13 protein-coding genes are annotated in these 16,166 nt (G+C 69.4%); 7 read left to right on the top strand and 6 right to left on the bottom strand.

Annotated elements, in window-relative coordinates:
- Positions 1–59: 59 nt before the first annotated feature.
- Entirely contained in the window at positions 60–1,355 is a 1,296-nt protein-coding gene (locus HEB94_RS30515) for an ABC transporter substrate-binding protein (RefSeq protein ID WP_192753077.1), read from the bottom strand.
- 290 nt (positions 1,356–1,645) lie between these two features.
- On the opposite strand from HEB94_RS30515, the gene HEB94_RS30510 reads away from it, so the two are divergent.
- The 3 genes from HEB94_RS30510 to HEB94_RS30500 are packed head-to-tail and all read left to right on the top strand — an operon-like array spanning position 1,646 to position 4,544.
- On the top strand, positions 1,646–2,674 hold the full coding sequence (locus HEB94_RS30510; protein WP_192753076.1) for a LacI family DNA-binding transcriptional regulator: 1,029 nt from the start codon (positions 1,646–1,648) through the stop codon (positions 2,672–2,674).
- Complete coding sequence (locus HEB94_RS30505) at positions 2,674–3,777, top strand: mandelate racemase/muconate lactonizing enzyme family protein (RefSeq protein WP_192753075.1); 1,104 nt, start codon at positions 2,674–2,676, stop codon at positions 3,775–3,777. The genes HEB94_RS30510 and HEB94_RS30505 overlap by 1 nt, the downstream gene beginning before the upstream one ends.
- Positions 3,774–4,544 carry an SDR family oxidoreductase gene (locus HEB94_RS30500; protein WP_192753074.1) on the top strand — a complete coding sequence of 257 codons (771 nt, stop codon included), beginning with the start codon at positions 3,774–3,776 and terminating at the stop codon, positions 4,542–4,544. The genes HEB94_RS30505 and HEB94_RS30500 overlap by 4 nt, the downstream gene beginning before the upstream one ends.
- A gap of 245 nt (positions 4,545–4,789) precedes the next feature.
- Here the strand turns inward: HEB94_RS30500 and HEB94_RS30495 are convergent, their stop codons facing one another.
- Entirely contained in the window at positions 4,790–6,049 is a 1,260-nt protein-coding gene (locus tag HEB94_RS30495) for an IS701 family transposase (RefSeq protein WP_192753073.1), read from the bottom strand.
- Between the two features lie 61 nt (positions 6,050–6,110).
- A complete protein-coding gene (gene aceB, locus HEB94_RS30490; RefSeq protein ID WP_192753072.1) occupies positions 6,111–7,709 on the bottom strand; it encodes a malate synthase A in 1,599 nt (532 codons plus the stop codon).
- Between the two features lie 140 nt (positions 7,710–7,849).
- On the opposite strand from aceB, the gene HEB94_RS30485 reads away from it, so the two are divergent.
- The 4 genes from HEB94_RS30485 to HEB94_RS30470 all read left to right on the top strand — a co-directional run bounded on the left by HEB94_RS30485 (position 7,850) and on the right by HEB94_RS30470 (position 13,664).
- Positions 7,850–9,307 carry an MFS transporter gene (locus tag HEB94_RS30485; protein WP_192753071.1) on the top strand — a complete coding sequence of 486 codons (1,458 nt, stop codon included), beginning with the start codon at positions 7,850–7,852 and terminating at the stop codon, positions 9,305–9,307.
- Between the two features lie 203 nt (positions 9,308–9,510).
- Positions 9,511–10,965 (top strand): FAD-linked oxidase C-terminal domain-containing protein, encoded by a 1,455-nt coding sequence (locus HEB94_RS30480; RefSeq protein WP_192753070.1) that lies wholly within the window; start codon positions 9,511–9,513, stop codon positions 10,963–10,965.
- 4 nt (positions 10,966–10,969) lie between these two features.
- The gene (locus HEB94_RS30475; protein WP_202896641.1) at positions 10,970–12,139 is read left to right on the top strand and encodes an FAD-binding protein; all 1,170 of its coding nucleotides are present in this window, start codon (positions 10,970–10,972) and stop codon (positions 12,137–12,139) included.
- Between the two features lie 139 nt (positions 12,140–12,278).
- A complete protein-coding gene (locus HEB94_RS30470) occupies positions 12,279–13,664 on the top strand; it encodes a (Fe-S)-binding protein (RefSeq protein WP_192753069.1) in 1,386 nt (461 codons plus the stop codon).
- A 48-nt stretch (positions 13,665–13,712) separates the two neighbouring features.
- Here HEB94_RS30470 and HEB94_RS30465 read toward each other — a convergent pair whose 3' ends face one another.
- The 3 genes from HEB94_RS30465 to HEB94_RS30455 form a co-directional block, all read right to left on the bottom strand.
- Positions 13,713–14,249: a TetR/AcrR family transcriptional regulator C-terminal domain-containing protein gene (locus tag HEB94_RS30465; protein ID WP_192753068.1), complete on the bottom strand. Its 537-nt coding sequence runs from the start codon at positions 14,247–14,249 to the stop codon at positions 13,713–13,715.
- Positions 14,250–14,743: 494 nt separating this feature from the next.
- A complete protein-coding gene (locus HEB94_RS30460) occupies positions 14,744–15,238 on the bottom strand; it encodes a DUF3145 family protein (RefSeq protein WP_192753067.1) in 495 nt (164 codons plus the stop codon).
- 145 nt (positions 15,239–15,383) lie between these two features.
- Positions 15,384–16,145, bottom strand: coding sequence for a DUF72 domain-containing protein (locus HEB94_RS30455; protein WP_192753066.1), 762 nt, complete (start codon positions 16,143–16,145; stop codon positions 15,384–15,386).
- Positions 16,146–16,166 lie beyond the last annotated feature (21 nt).

Raw genomic sequence — 16,166 nt, 5'->3', positions numbered from 1 at the left:
GGGTCTGGGGTGATCGGAGATGGTGCTCCGGGGTCGCTCGTGCGGGACGCGGATCCGGGCTAGCCCTTGAGCGCGTCCAGCACCTGCGGCTTGATCTCCTTCAGGACGTCTCCGACGGACTTCTCGCAGTTGTAGGCCGCGTCCAGAGCGGGGCGGTACAACTGCCGGGCGCCGATGGTGTTCTTCGTCTGGTTGGTCGCCGTGAGGTGCTTCGCTGCCTCGGCGAACAACTCGATGTGGGCGGGCGCTTCCTTGCCGGGCTTGAGTCCTTCGGCCGCCTTGAGGTTGATCGGCGTGAAGGCTCCGCCCTCGAGCAGGATCTTGCCGCCCTCCTCGCCGGAGAGGAACTTCAGCAGCTCCCACGCCTTGTCCGGGTTCTTCGCGGACTTGGCGATGGTGAAGACGATGACGCTGGACTCGGTCTTCTGCTCGACGTCACCCGGCGGCGGCGCGATGTCCCAGGTGAAGTCCTTTATGGTCTGGCGCAGGTAGGGAACGGTCCCGAACCCGGTGAACAGCATGGCAAGTTTGCCTTGCGCGAACATCTGGTTCTGGATGCTGTCCTGCTGCAGCTCCGACCACGGCGGCTGCACGTGCGCCTTGCAGGTGAGGTCGGTCGCCCACTGCATCGCCTCGACCTCCTTCTGGTCGGCGAGCGTGAACTGCGTGCCGTCCTTGGAGAAGATGCCGGTGGCGCTGCCGTGGTTGACGGCGAAGGTCTGCTCGTAACCGGTGTCGAGGTAGATCAGGCCGCCGTACCGCTTACCCGGGATGGTCAGCTTCTTCGCCGCGTCGGCGAAGTCGTCCCACGTCCAGCCGTCGGACGTCCAGGTCGTCGGAGGCAGCGGAACGCCGGCCTCCTTGAACATGTCGACGTTGTAGAAGATCAGCCGTGGCTGGTACCCGAGCACCCAGGCGGTATGGGAGCCGTCCGCCTGCTTCGGAAACTCGAAGGCCTCCTTGGCGAACTGGCTGGTGTCGAGCTTGTCGCGCTTGACGTAGGTGTTCAGGTCCAGGAGCGCGCCCTGGTCGGAGAAGCCGCGGACGAAGTCGTCGTTGATCCTCATCACGTCGGGCGGGTCGCCACCGGCGAGCAGCGTCCGCATCTTCGTGTCGTAGGCATCGCCGGTCACGGCGGGCTGGATGGTGACCTTGGTTCCGCTCTGCTTCTCGTACTCGCGGATCGCCTTCTCCAGTGGCGTCCCGGCCGTCTGCTCCCAGTTCAGCATGGTGATCCCGTCGCCGGAACCGCCGCCACCGGACTTCCCACAGCCGAGGAGAAGGCTCCCGCCCGCCAGGCCGAGCGCGCCACCGAGGAGCGAGCGACGACTCAGCGGGGCCATGTGTGTGGTCATGGGGAAACTCCCAACTCATACGTGTCGTGCATCGCGGATTCCTTCCCACAAAGCGAATCCGCCTCTTCGGCGGGGTTTCACCACCGGCGTAACGAACGTGTGAATACGTATGTACACCCGTTGGCCGACCAAGGTCAACAGTCCGGCAGGAACTGGACGGAGCCCTCGACAGCGACGATTCTTGGGCGTACCCGCCGGCGCCTGGGACTGGTCTGAAGGCGCCTTCGAGCGGCATGATGACCCCCACCCCACGCGATGGCGCGTGTTCTGGATGGGGGCAGGAGAGACGAATGGGCAACCGCATTCCGACGAGCAGGGACCTCGCCCGCCTGGCGGGCGTCTCACAGTCGACTGTCTCCCGGGTGCTCACCAACAGCCCGCGGGTCAATGCCGAGACCCGCGCACGAGTGCTGAAGGTTCTGGAGGAGGCCAACTACACACCGCACGCTCTCGCGCGGGCGATGAAGACCGGCCGCACGGGCTCCATCGGTGTCTTCATGAGCCGTGTGACCAGCCCTTTTCACTCCACGATGCTCGATCTGATCGGGCGCCGGCTGAGCGACCTCGGGCTGCAGATGATCCTCTGGAACGTCGAGCACGACCCGCAGGAGACGGTGCGTCAGGTCATCCACCAACGGCTGGTCGACGGCTTCGTCTTCACCTCGGCGACGTTCTCCTCCGAGCTGCACACGCTGGCGCTGTCCTCGGGGACCCCTACCGTGCTCCTCCACCGCGGCGTCGACGACTTCGGCGGCGACCAGGTTCTCGGTGACAACTGGCAGGGCGCCTACGACCTCGGCCGCTACCTCGTCCAGGCCGGACACACCGAGATCGGCCTCGTCACTTCGCCGATTTCGGTCAGCACCGCCCGGGACCGGGAGCAGGGTTTCCGCGCCGCGCTCGCCGACGCCGGTGTCCGACTCCCCCAGCGCAACGTTCGCCGCGGCCCCTTCAACCACGCCGACGGACACCGGTCCGCGCGTTCCCTTCTCGCCCGCAGGTCACCACCGACGGCCATCTTCGCGGTCACCGACATGTTGGGCTTCGGCGTGCTCGACGGCGCCCGGTCACTCGGCGTCCGGGTTCCCGACGACGTGTGGGTGGCGGCGTTCGACAACACCGACATGGCCTCGTGGGAGGCGTTCGACCTGACCACGGTCGACCAGCCGGTCCAGGGCATCGTCGAGGCCGGGATCGAACGCCTGCGCCACCGGATCGCCGAGTCCTCCAGCGAGCCGACCGCAGCCACCGTCACAAAGCTGTCCTGCGAACTCGTCGTCCGCGGATCCACCGCCCATACGCCCGTCGAGAGGACCTGATGTCAGCACTGGCCGACCACCGGATCGACCGCATCTCGACCAGAAAGCTCCACGACCACTACCCGAGGACGGTCGGCCGCAACGCCCGGCTCGGCTCCCACGGATCCGGCGGCACCTACACCGTCACCGTCGTCCACACCGACCAGGGCGCCTCCGGCTGGGGCATCGCCCTCGGCGACGTCGACCCCTGCCAGCCGCTGGTGGGACGCCGCGTCGAGGACGTGTTCGACCCCGCTCTCGGCGTCACCGAACCGACCGCGATGCCCCTCGACCTCGCCCTGCACGACCTCGCCGGCCGCCTGCTCGACCAGCCCGTCTACGCCATGCTCGGCGCGGCCGGCTCCACGACGGTCCCCTGCTACGACGCGGCGATCTACTTCGACGACCTCGATCCGGACGACGATCCGCGCGGCCTCGACGCCGTACTCGCCAACTGCGCGGCCGACCACGCGCTCGGCCATCGCGCGTTCAAGCTGAAGATCGGCCGCGGCAACCGCTGGATGGCCGCGGCCGACGGGGTGGCCCGCGACATCGAGGTGACCAGAGCCGTGCGGGCCGCTTATCCCGACGCCCGGATCCTGGTGGACGCCAACGACGGCTATCCGGCGGAGCGGTTCGTCGACTACCTCGAGGCCGTGGCCGACTGCGGCCTCTACTGGATCGAGGAGCCGTTCCCGGAGACGCACGAGGATCTGCGCCGGCTGCGCGGCGACCTGAAGCGGCTGGGGTCGACCGCGCTGATCGCCGACGGGGAGGCCCGACCGGACATCCCCCTGCTGCTCGACCTCGCCGCAGGGGGCCTGCTCGACGTCTTGTTGATGGACGTCGTGTCCTACGGCTTCACGGCCTGGCGCCAGGTCATGCCGGAGGTGGTGGCTGCTGGAGTGGCCGCCTCGCCGCACGCCTGGGGGCAGCCGTTGAAGAGCCTGTACGCCGCCCACATCGCCGCCGGCCTCGGCAACGTCGCCGTCGTCGAGGGGGTGCCCGGACACACCACCGGTGTCGAGCCCGCCAGCTACCACCTGGTCGAGGGCTCCATCGAACTCTCCTCCGCGCCCGGCTTCGGCGTGGAACTCTCACCGCACGAAGGAGCGCACGAGTGACGAAGGTGCTGGAGAAGTTCTCCCTCGCCGGCAAGGTCGCGCTGGTCACCGGAGCGAGCAGGGGCCTCGGCCGGGCCATGGCGCAGGCGCTCGGCGAGGCCGGCGCGAGTGTGGCGCTCGTGGCGCGGGGGGTCGAGGCGACCCGGGAGGCCGCCAAGGAGCTGGCGGAGCAGGGCATCCGTACCTGCGCCGTCCAGGCCGACGTGACCGATTCCGGCCAGGTCGAGTCGATGGTCGAGCAGGTGACCCGGGAGCTCGGCCCGATCGACGTCCTCGTCAACAACGCCGGCATCAGTGTCGCGGGACGCGCCCTGGAGACACCCGACTCGGCGTGGCGCGAGGTCCTCGCCACCAACCTCGACGGCGTGTGGCTGTGCAGCCGGGCCGTCGGACGACAGATGGTCGAACGCGGAGGCGGGTCCATCGTCAACATCGGCTCGATGTCGGCGATGATCGTCAACCAGCCGCGCTGGCAACCTCCCTACCTCGCGTCCAAGGCGGCGGTCCACCAGCTGACCAAGGCGCTGGCGGCCGAGTGGGCCCCGCACGGCATCCGGGTGAACGCCCTCGCGCCCGGTTACTTCCTCACCGAGATGTCGCCTGTCGACCAGCCGGAGTACCAGCCGTGGTGCGTCGAGCCCGCCGCGATGAAGAGGTACGGCCTTCCGGAGGAGCTCGGGCCGGCCGTCGTCTTCCTCGCGAGCGACGCCTCGAGCTTCATGACCGGCTCCGTCATGGTCATCGACGGCGGGTTCACCCTCTTCTGACCGATCCTCCGGGGCGGCGCGGCCGTGCCGCCCCGGACGGCCACAACGCCGCCGGCCTGGATGCGGCGCGCAGCCCGACGCGACGCCGCGAAACCTAGGGCGTGTCCTAGTAGGACTTTGTCATGTCGATCATGGTGGGGCGAGTGCTTCGATGTGGTCGATGGTGACTTCTTGTCGGCAGGTGGGGCATGCGCCGGCGATGAGGGCGAGCACGATTTGTAGCTCGTGTACGACTGCGTACAAGCTCAGGCCGGCGCATCCTGTTTTGGGTCGAGTCTGACCATGGTGCAGAAAGCTTGGGCGATCGCGACGAGTGTGACGTGGCGGTTCCAGCCGGTCCAGGAGCGTCCTTCGAAGTGGTCGAGGCCGAGCCCGGTTTTCAGTTCGCGGTAGTCATGTTCGATCCGCCACCGGATCTTTGCCAGGTCGACGAGCTGATCGATCGGTGTGTCGGCAGGCAGGTTAGAAAGCCAGTAGTCGGTAGGCTCGTTCGCCTCATCGGGCCATTCGACCAGCAGCAGCTTCGCCGGCAAGGTCCCATCGTCTGCGCGAGGGATGTCGCGGTTGGCCGGACGTACCACGAACACCGCGAACTTCGAGGTCATGGCAGCACTCGGATTACCTTTCGTTTTTCTGGTCCCCTGCCGCCACGCCACCTCCTGGTAGGCATCGCGGCCGGCCGCCATGGCGATCTCGCGCAGACTCGATGCCGGCTTCGGGTAGTGGGGCTTGGGACGTCTGCCAGGACCACCGTTACGTGGCGGTCTCACCGGCTCCGCTTCGCCGGGGTGGGCGCTGGTGCCGGCTTTGAGTGCGACCACATAGTCCAGGCCACGTTCTTCCACGCCGAGCCGGAACCTGGTGCAATCCCCATATCCGGCATCGGCAACGACGGGAAGCCTCGGCGACCCCCATTCGGTCTGCTCATCAAGCATGTCCAGCGCGAGCCGCCACTTCTCGATATGCCTCACGTCGTCAGGGACTTTGGATTCGGCTCGCTTCCGGCGGACCTTCTCGGCCTGCTCGGGATCATCACAGGCCTTGTCGTCCCAGCTTTCCGGGCAGAACAACCGCCAGTCGACCGCCGCCGAGCAGGTGTCGTTGACCGCGTGAACACTCACCCCGATCTGGCAGTTGGCGGTCTTGCCCAACGTCCCGGAATACTGCCAGGCCACACACGCCGAGGCAGGTCCGTCCTTGGGGAATCCGGTGTCGTCGATCACGTATGCCCGCGGCCCAATCGCCTGCGCAGCCCACGAGCTCAACCTGCGCCGCACCGCGGTGAAATCCCATGTCGAGGAGGTGACGAACTGCTGCAACCGCTGATGATCCACACCCAGCCGCTCCGCCATCGGCTGCATCGACTTACGCCGACCATCAGTCAACAGGCCACGCAGATACAACTCACCCGTGGCACGCTGATCCGAACGCGCAAGACAACCCAGCATGTCGGCTGCGAACTCGCCAAGCCTCGGCCGCAACTCCGCTATCTGATCAGGAGTCATGCACCGACCATGTCAGAACATCAACCACAGAACACGAAACGACACACCTAACAAAGTACTACTAGTCGATGAGGCGATAGGCGGGGATGGTGAGGAAGTCCGCGTAGTCCTTCGCGAGAGCCACGGTCTCGAACAGCTCCCGCGCCTGCGCGAAGTGAGCCGTCTTGAACGCCTCCTCGCCCAGTGCTTCCCGGATCTTGGTGAGTTCCTCGTCCTCGATGCGGTGCACGAGTTCCGGCGTCACCACGTCGCCGGTGTCGAGCTTCACCGAGTTGGCGATCCACTGCCAGATCTGGGACCGCGAGATCTCCGCCGTGGCGGCGTCCTCCATCAGGTTGTAGATCGCGACCGCGCCGTTGCCGCCCAGCCAGGCCGCGAGGTACTGCAGCGCGACGGCGATGTTGTTACGCAGCCCCGCCTCGGTGACCGACCCGGGCGTGGACTTCACATCCAGCAGGTCGTCAGCGCCGACGCGTACGTCGTCGCGCTGGCGGTCGAGCTGGTTGGGCCGGCCGCCGAGGACCGCGTCGAACTTCTCCCGGCACACGGGTACGAGGTCGGGGTGAGCGACCCAGGAGCCGTCGAACCCGTCGCCGGCCTCGCGCTCCTTGTCGGCCCTTACCTTCGCGAGGGCGGTCTCGTTGACCTTCGGGTCGCGGCGACTCGGGATGAACGCCGCCATGCCCCCCATCGCGAACGCGCCGCGCCGGTGGCAGGTCGCGACCAGCAGTTCGGTGTAGGCACGCATGCAGGGCGCCGTCATGGTCACGGCGTTACGGTCCGGCAGCACGAACGACGGTCCGGCGTCGCGGAAGTTCTTGATGATGCTGAAGAGGTAGTCCCAGCGGCCGGCGTTCAGGCCCGAGGCGTGGTCGCGCAGCTCGTAGAGGATCTCCTCCATCTCGAACGCGGCCGGGATGGTCTCGATCAGCACGGTCGCCCGCACCGTACCGGGCGCGATTCCGAGCCGCTCCTCGGCGAAGGTGAAGACGTCGTTCCACAGCCTGGCCTCGAGATGGCTCTCCATCTTCGGCAGGTAGAAGTATGGTCCGCTCCCCCGCGACAGCAGCTCCGCCGCGTTGTGGAAGAAGTAGAGACCGAAGTCGACGAGCGCACCCACGAAAGGACGCCCGTCCAGGGAGAGGTGGCGTTCGTCGAGGTGCCAGCCGCGCGGGCGTACGACGATGGTCGCGAGCGACTCCTCCTCGCCCAGCGTGTAGGACTTGCCCTCCGGGGACGTGAACGACACTTTCCGGCGTACGGCGTCGGCGAGGTTGACCTGGCCACCGATCACGTTGGCCCAGTGCGGGGTGTTGGCGTCCTCGAGATCGGCGAGCCAGACCTGGGCGCCGGAGTTGAGCGCGTTGACGGTCATCTTCCGCTCGGTCGGGCCGGTGATCTCGACCCGCCGGTCGCGCAGGTCCGACGGGGCCGGTGCGACCCGCCATGTCCGGTCCTCCCGGACCTCCCTCGTCTGGGGAAGAAAGTCCAGCCGTCCGGTCCTGGCCACCTCCGCCCGGCGTTCCCGGCGGGCGGACAGAAGCTCGTCGCGGCGGGTCCCGAAGCGCTGCTGCAACTCACCGAGGAAGCCAATCGCCGCGTCGGTGAGGATCTCCTCACCGCGTTCGACCTGGCCGCCCGTGACGGTGATCTCGACCACGATCCGCACCTTTCTTCCCGGACTAGTGCCAACGTCTTGCACATCGGAGACCTCCCGGCGGGAGGTCAGCGCGAGGATCTGCCCCTGACCGACTGGCCGTCGAACGGACCAGTGCCCCGGACACCTCCAAGGAGCGGCGCGTGTCGAAACCGAGGTTCGGCGTACCGACCTACCTGCTCGCCTCGCTCGCCTTCGGCACGGTCCTGAATCCGCTGAACTCCTCCATGATCGCCGTCGCGCTGGTACCCCTGCAGCGGGAGTTCGACGTCGGTGTCGCGACCTCCAGTTGGTTGGTCTCCGGCTTCTACCTCGCCGCCGCTGTCGGACAGCCACTGATGGGGCGGTTCGTGGACCTGTTCGGGGCGCGGCGGCTCTTCGTCGGCGGGCTGACGCTGATGTGCGCGGTATGCGCCGTCGCGCCGTTCGCACCCGGGTTCTGGTGGCTGGTCGGTATCCGGGTGCTGATGGCGGTGGGCACATCGACTGCTTTCCCCGCCGCGCTCGTCCTCATCCGCGCCGCCGTCGAACGCGAGGCCGACGACCGGCTGGCTCGAGGCGGACAGTTGGACGGATCCGGCGGCGCGGCCCCGCGGCCCTCCGGTCCACCGGCGGGGGCACTCGCCGCGCTCAGCGTCGCCGCGTCGACCAGCGCCGGGCTCGGCCCGGTCCTCGGCGGCTTCCTGGTCGCGTTCGCGGGCTGGGAGGCGGTCTTCCTGGTCAACGTGCCCTTCACGGCCCTCGGCATCGTTCTCGCCCTGAAGCTGCTCCCCAAGTCGCCGCCCCAGCCGGCCCGCGGACCCCTCCTCGCGGCGATCGACCTGCCGGGCATCGTGTTGTTCAGCGGCAGCCTGACGGCGTTGCTCGTCTTCCTGCTCTCCCTCGCGGACCGGCCGACCTGGTGGCTGGCGCCGGCGGTGGTCGTGCTCGGGTTCCTCCTCGTCCGCCGCGAACTCGCCGCGCCGGCGCCCTTCCTCGACATCCGGGACCTCCGCGCCAACCGGGCGCTGACCTCTGTCCTCGGCCAGCAGGGCGGGGTCAACCTGGTCTTCTACTGCGTCTTCTTCGGACTCCCGGTGTGGCTCGAGTCGGTCCGCGGGTTCGGGGCCGACACGGTGGGGCTCCTGGTCCTCCCGCTGGCCCTGATGGGCGTGCTGATGACACCGGTGGCGGCGCGCGTGGTGAGGCTGCGCGGATCCCGCGCGACGCTGGTTTTCGGGACGGTCGTCCTGCTGATCGGGACGCTGGTGGTCCAGGTCCTGCACGAGTCCAGCCCGGTGGTGGTCATCCTCATCGCCGCCCTGCTGTTCGGCGTACCGAACGGCTTCAACAACCTCGGCCTGCAGACCGCGTTGTACGAGGCGAGCTCACCGGAGCGGATGGGCTCCTCCGGAGGCCTCTTCCAGACCTTCCGCTACCTGGGTGCGATCATGTCCACCAGCGTGCTCGGCATCGTGTTCGAGCGCGACCTGAGCACACGTGGCCTGCACCACGTCGGGCTGGTGATGACCGTCGCGGCGGCCGGCCTCCTGGTCCTCGCGCTGGTACGGCAGAGTGGTGCCCGGCGGCGGCCCGCTCGGGGCGCCGCCGACGCGACCTGACCGTGCCCGGGCCGACTGGGACCCACCGGGGCCGGTCGTGCCAGGTGAGCCCTGGTTTGGCCGGTTCGGGCCGGCCCGGGGCGGGCGGTAGGCGTTAGCGTGGTGGCGGGACCTCGGGCGTGCAGCGTCGCACGCGGCGCGGATCCGCGCGGGGTCCGCGCGTGGTGCGTTGCCCGACGACACACATGAGGGGTGGAGGCGACATGACCGTCATCGCGCGCCTACGTGACACGCTCACGGCGATCCTCGGGCCGGACGCGGTGATCTCCGACCCCACCCAGCTCCGCACCTACGAGTGCGACGGCCTGGCCGGATACCGCGTGGTTCCGGGTCTGGTGGTGCTGCCGAAGTCGACTGAGGAGGTCGCCGCGGCCGTCCGTGCCTGTCACCGCGCCCAGGTGCCCTTCGTCGCACGAGGCGCGGGAACCGGACTTTCCGGCGGAGCTCTTCCGGTCGCCGACGGTGTGGTGATCTCCCTGCAGCGGATGCGCTCCATCGTCGAGGTCGACCCGATCAACCGCCGGGCCGTCGTCGAGCCCGGGGTCACCAACCTCGCGATCAGCCGGGCCGCCGCGCCGTACGACCTCTACTACGCACCCGACCCGTCCAGCCAGCAGGTCTGCACCATCGGGGGCAACGTCGCCGAGAACTCCGGTGGCGCCCACTGCCTGAAGTACGGCTTCACCACCAACCACGTCCTCGCCCTGGAGACGGTGCTGCCCGACGGAACCCAGGTGACCCTCGGCGGCCCCTCTCCCGAGGTCGCCGGTCCGGACCTGCGCGGCGTGATGGTGGGTTCGGAGGGCACGCTCGGGATCGTCACCGGCATCGTCGTCCGGCTCCTGCGCAAGCCCGAGGCGGTGCGGACACTCCTCGCCGACTTCCCCTCGATCGAGCAGGCCGGCGACACCGTGACCGACATCATCGCGGCGGGCATCGTCCCGGCGGCCATGGAGATCATGGACCACCTCGCGATCGTGGCCTCGGAGGCCGCGGTCGGGGCCGGCTACACCCTCGACACGCCGGCCGCGCTGGTGGTCGAACTCGACGGGCCGACCGACGAGTGCCACGCGCTGTTCGACGCGGTGCAGGAGTTGTGCCACCACAACGGCACAACGAAGATCCGGGTCGCCGCCGACGACGAGGAGCGGGCCCGGATCTGGACCGGCCGCAAGGCCGCCTTCGCCGCCGTCGGCCGGATCAGTCCGCAGTACTTCGTCCAGGACGGCGTCGTCCCGCGTACCCGGCTGTCCGAGGCACTGGGCAAGATCGGCGCGATGGGCAACGAGGCGGGCCTTCGGGTGGCCAACGTCTTCCACGCCGGCGACGGAAACCTCCACCCCCTGGTGCTGTACGACGAGAGCAAGGGCGAGCACGACCGGGCGGAGCGGCTGTCCAAGGCGATCGCGGAACTCTGCGTCGAACTCGGCGGCTCCCTGTCCGGTGAGCACGGCATCGGCACCGACAAGGCGTGCTCGATGCCGGTGATGTTCGGCGAGGAGGATCTCGCGACGATGGACCGCGTACGCCGCGCCTTCGACGCCGACAATCTGTGCAACCCCGGCAAGGTGCTGCCCACCCCACGGTTGTGTGGTGAGAAGCCCGGCCGTTACCGTCCCCATCCCCTGGAGGCCGCGGGTGTCATCGAGCGTCTCTGACCACGTGCGGACGGGCGACCTGCCGACCATCCGGCCCACCGACCTCGCGCAGGCGCGGGACGCGCTGCGAGACGCGACCCGCGCGGGTCAGCGTGTCCTGCTGCGAGGTGCGGGCACCGCGCAGTCCTGGGGCGCGCCCGTGCGCGAGGCCGACCTGGTGGTGGACACGACCGGGCTCGACAATCTTGTGGCCTACAACCCGGCCGACATGACGGTCGCCGTCGGTGCCGGCATGCCGCTCGCGAAGCTGCAGCAGAGTCTCGACGGCCAGCGGGTGGCCTTGGACGCCGCCCGCGTGACGGACGGCGCCACGGTCGGTGGCCTGCTCGCCACCGCCGACGCCGGGCCGGTCCGCGCGACGTACGGCACGCTGCGCGACCTCGTCATCGGCGTCATCGTCGTCCTCGCCGACGGCACGGTCGCCCGCTCCGGTGGTCACGTGATCAAGAACGTCGCGGGCTACGACCTCGCCAAGCTGTTCACCGGCTCGCTCGGCGCTTTCGGCCTGGTCGCGGAGATCGTGCTGCGGGTTCACCCGGCTCCGGAGGCGACCGCGACGCTCGCGGTTGCCTGCGAGGTCGGCACGGCCTTCGACCGGGCCCGCACACTGCTCGACTCCCCGTTGGAGCCGGTCGCTCTGGACTGGCACGCCGGTCGCCTGCTGGCGCGGTTCGAGGGGACGGCGAGCGGGGCGCAGACCAGAGTGCGCAAGGCGGCCGAACTCGCCGGCGCCGACGGTGTGGTGCTCGAGGGCGAGGAGGAGGACGCCGCCTGGACGTCGCTGGCCGACCTCGTCCGGGGTGCCGAGGGCGAGACCGTCATGCGTGCCGGGACCCGACCAGACGAGCTCCCGATCCACGCCGCCGCGCTGGAGGCGCTGGCCGCCGAGTACGACGTCACCGCCAGGCTCACGACGAGCGTGGGCGTGGGTGTCCAGACCGTCGCCCTGTCCGGTGGCGATCCGGCGGGACACGCCGCGGTGGTCGCGGGGTGGCGGGAGGCCCTCCTGGCATCTGGGGCCAGCGTGACGCTCCATCGCCGGATCGTCGGGCTCGACGACCTGGTCCCGAGCTGGGGACCGGCACCGGCGACCGTGCCGCTCCTCCAGTCGATCAAGAAGCAACTCGACCCCGAGCACCGACTCGCACCGGGACGGTTCGCGCCATGGTTCTGAGCCGTCACGGTGACCAGGTGGGCGCAGGACCGAGCCACCGGGTCAGCCTCTGCGTGAGCCACCGGGTGAGCCACCGGGTGAGCCACGTCATCCGTCTCGCGCACCTCACGCCCGCCCCACGGACCCCGGGAGGACTCCGATGACCCAGCATCTCGCCAACTCCCCCGAGTCCGGCGACATCTTCGCGGGGTTGGAGGCGGGGCTCGATGCCCCGACCGACAAGGGGCCCGGCAACTTCGACGCGCACCATCCCCCGGACAAGGCACTCATCGACGACTGCGTGCACTGCGGCTTCTGTCTGCCGACCTGTCCGACGTACGCGCTCTGGGGCGAGGAGATGGACTCGCCGCGCGGCCGCATCTATCTCATGGACATGGTGCGGGAGGGCACCGCGTCCCTCGACGAGCCCCTCGTACGCCACTTCGACACCTGCCTCGGCTGCATGGCCTGCGTGACGGCCTGCCCGTCCGGCGTGCAGTACGACAAGCTGCTGGAGTCGATGCGGCCCCAGATCGAGCGCCACCATGAGCGCGGCCGGGGCGACCGCACCTTCCGTGAGCTGATCTTCGCCCTCTTCCCCTACCCGCGCCGGCTGCGGGTGGCGGCCCTCGGCGGCCTGTTCTACCAGCGCAGCGGACTGGCGGGCGTGGTCCGTCGACGTCGGCTGCTCGACCGGCTGCCGCCCCGGCTCCGGGCGCTGGAGGCACTGCTGCCGCCGGTGAAGGTGCGCGACCTGGTGGCGTCACCACCCGAGCGGGTCGCCGCCGTCGGGACCCCGCGCCGACGGGTGGCCGTCCTCACCGGGTGCGTCCAGCGGGTCTTCTTCACCGGGGTCAACGCCGCCACCGTCCGTACGCTCGCCGCCGAGGGGTGTGAGGTGCTGATCCCCCGCGACCAGGAATGCTGCGGGGCCCTCAGCATGCACTCCGGTCGCGAGCCGGAGGCGCTCGAACGCGCGCGCCGGACGATCGCGACGTTCGAGGCCCACGACGTCGACGCCATCGTGGTCAACGTCGCCGGGTGCGGTTCGACGATGAAGGAGTACGGCACGCTCCTGCGGGACGACCCCGAGTGGGCCGACCGGGCGACGGCCTTCTCCGCCAAGGTCCGCGACGTGACGGAGGTGCTCGCCGAACTCGAGCCCCGGGCGCCGCGCCATCCGATCCAGGCCCGGGTCGCCTACCACGACGCCTGTCACCTCGGCCACGCCCAGCGCGTCCGGGCCGCGCCGCGTGCGGTGCTGCGGACCATTCCCGGCGTGGAGGTCGTGGACCTGCCCGAGGCGGAGCTGTGCTGCGGGTCGGCCGGTGTCTACAATCTGCTCGAGCCGGAGGCGGCGAGCGACCTGGGTCAGCGCAAGGCGGCCAACGTCCGGTCGGTGCACCCGGACGCGGTGGCCACCGCCAACCCCGGCTGCCTGCTGCAGATGCGGCGGCACCTCGACGATCCCGGCCTTCCGCTGCTGCATCCGATCGAGCTCGTCGACGCCTCCATCCGGGGCGAGGCGCTGCCGACCCAGAAGTAGCGGCCGCCCAGCTCGGGGCCATGACCGGGTCGCGCCTCGAAGCCGGCACTAGGGCAGGCGTTCGGCGATGCCGTCCAGCAGGCAGTCGAGTCCGAGTTCGAACTGCTCGTCCATGCTCGGACCGGCGGGTTCGGACAGCCATCGGGTGAGCTGCGGACAGCGACCGTCGGCGGCGGCGAGGTCACGCACCTGCGTGATCGCGGCGAGGAACTTCTCCGCGCTGTCCAGTCCGTATCGCGTCCGCATGCGGTGCTCCTCCGCGTCCTGCAGGCCGCTGCCGAAGATGTGCCGGTCGACGAGCGCGGCGTACGTCATCGCCGACACCAGCGGAACGCCCCGGTCGGTGAGGACGCTCAGCATGAACTCCGTCCGCCGCATCATGTGCGGACCGGCGGGCGGACGGGTGTGCACCAGCTGGGCGTACCACCGGTGTCGCCGGACCATCGCCCAGCTGCGCAGGGCGAGTTCGTGCAGGTCGGCGCGCCAGTCGCTGCCGCGCTCGGGCAGCGCGACCTCGGCGACGGCGGCGTCCAGCATCAGATCCGTCAACCCGTCCTTGCTGCCGACGTACCGATAGAGCGCCATCGGGGTGTAGGGGCCGAGTCGTCGGCCGACGTCGAGACCTACGACGGCTTCATCCGGGTGCCGGTGTCCGTCACGCCGGTCTTCGTCACGGCGGAGGAACAGCTCGCTGAAAGCTGAGCCCGCAGGCGGGCGTCGGGACCAGGGACCACGCGGTGCGGGCTGACGGTGAGGACGGACGGGCCGGAAAGGCCAAGGGCGTGGCCGAGGAAATCGGCCACGCCCTACGTGGTGCGGCCGCGTTGTCGGCTGCCGAGGTCGCCCCTGTCGGCTCGCCGCGCGGCCACGTCTGGTTGCCCCTGCCCGGTGCGGGGAGTTTCCTCACCTGCAGCCCTGCGTCACCAAGAGATTACCCATAAGCACGTTGTCCGGGTCAAGACCTGACCATCGAGTAAGTTTCGTGAACTTCGTTGTCCCGTTGGGGAATCCGGCCCACTGGGCTCGCGGATGCCGGCCGCGAAGTCGACACACTTCGCAGCCTCGGGGGTTCGTCCAGCTCAGACGACCTGGTGCAGCCAGCGCACCGCGGCACCTTCACCGGCGTACCGGAACGACTCGAGTTCGTCGTCCCACTGCTTCCCGAGTAACCGGGTCAGCTCGTGTTCGAGCGGCGACTCGCCCAGGCTCGCCTTGACCATCGCGGCTTTGAGTCGGTCTTCGGGGATGAGGATGTCGCCGTGGGGGCCGGTGACGGCGTGGAACAACCCCAGGTCGGGTGTGTAGGAGTAGCGGGCACCCTCGCAGCCCGGACTGGGCTCCTCGGTCACCTCATAGCGCAGCTGACGCCATCCGCGCAGGGCGGAAGCCATCGTCGCCGCAGTGCCGGGCTCTCCCTGCCAGGAGAGCTCGGTGCGCTGGGTGCCTACGCAGGCCGGCTGGGATATCCAGTCGAACTTCACCCGCGTACCAACAACGCCGGCGACGGCCCACTCCACGTGGGGACAAACCGCCGACGGCGCCGAGTGGATGTACAGCACGCCTCGTGTTGTCACCGGGACCACCTCTCTGGTCGAGGGAGCGCCTTCCCCAGCGTCCTCGATTGAGTGGGACAGACCCGGTACCGCGCTCAGTGTGCCGGAACGACAGCCGACGCGCCATCTGTCCTCCGCGTGTCGCCCCCGGCGAGTCGCGAAGCGATCATGAAGAATTCGGGGTTCTGGTGACTGTCCGGCCGGCCCGAGCGGCGATCCGACCCAACGTTGCGGCGTCCGACACGGCCGCTCCACCTGGGTCGTTGTTGAAGTACACGTGGACGTCGGCTCCGTCGTCGAAGCCGGCCGCGATCCGATCGATCCAGGACGCGAGCGCGGCCTTGCCGTAGCGGGGCCACGGTCGAGCCCGCCCTTCGTGAAGACGGACGTAGCCCCAGTCCGTCGTACGCCACAGCGGCGTGACAGGCCGGCCGAGCCGGTCCGCCCAGGTCAGAGCCGCGCCGTGACGCTCGAGCAGACGGCGTACGTCGTCGGTCCACCAGGACTCGTGCCGCGGCTCCACCGCGACTCTGGTGCCGGCGGGAAACGCGGCGAGACACTCGGCGAGCCGGTCCGGTTCGGCCCGCAGGTTCGGAGGCAGCTGCACCAGGATCGGGCCGAGGTGACCCTGCAGGCCCGCCGCGTGCTCCATCAGCCGGTGGACGGGCTCCACCGGCTCACGCAGGCGGCGGATGTGGGTGAGGAAGCGGCTCGCCTTCACCGCCACCACCACGTCGGCCGGCAGCCGTTCGTGCCAGGCCTGGAAGGTGTCGTACGACGGCAGCCGGTAGAACGCGTTGTCGAGTTCGACGGTGGCGAAGTGCTCGGCGTAGTGATCCAGCCAGGCACGCTGGGGAAGCTTCTCCGGGTAGAACACGCCACGCCAGTCCCGGTAACTCCATCCGCAGGTCCCCACGAGGATCGGCATCCGCGCTCCTCCCCTTCCAGG

It is taken from the genome of Actinopolymorpha pittospori, assembly GCF_014873875.1.
GTDB classification, from domain to species: domain Bacteria; phylum Actinomycetota; class Actinomycetes; order Propionibacteriales; family Actinopolymorphaceae; genus Actinopolymorpha; species Actinopolymorpha pittospori.
The sequence above is the reverse complement of the archived record's forward strand: the minus strand, read 5'-3'. Positions and strand labels throughout refer to the sequence as shown.

Bases quoted from the DNA above. Each gene is read 5' to 3' on its own strand.
- HEB94_RS30495 (WP_192753073.1), bottom strand. From the start codon at position 6,049: ATGACTCCTGATCAGATAGCGGAGTTGCGGCCGAGGCTTGGCGAGTTC.
- HEB94_RS30515 (WP_192753077.1), bottom strand. From the start codon at position 1,355: ATGACCACACACATGGCCCCGCTGAGTCGTCGCTCGCTCCTCGGTGGC.
- HEB94_RS30455 (WP_192753066.1), bottom strand. From the start codon at position 16,145: ATGCCGATCCTCGTGGGGACCTGCGGATGGAGTTACCGGGACTGGCGT.
- HEB94_RS30465 (WP_192753068.1), bottom strand. From the start codon at position 14,249: ATGGCGCTCTATCGGTACGTCGGCAGCAAGGACGGGTTGACGGATCTG.
- HEB94_RS30510 (WP_192753076.1), top strand. From the start codon at position 1,646: ATGGGCAACCGCATTCCGACGAGCAGGGACCTCGCCCGCCTGGCGGGC.
- HEB94_RS30470 (WP_192753069.1), top strand. From the start codon at position 12,279: ATGACCCAGCATCTCGCCAACTCCCCCGAGTCCGGCGACATCTTCGCG.
- HEB94_RS30480 (WP_192753070.1), top strand. From the start codon at position 9,511: ATGACCGTCATCGCGCGCCTACGTGACACGCTCACGGCGATCCTCGGG.
- HEB94_RS30505 (WP_192753075.1), top strand. From the start codon at position 2,674: ATGTCAGCACTGGCCGACCACCGGATCGACCGCATCTCGACCAGAAAG.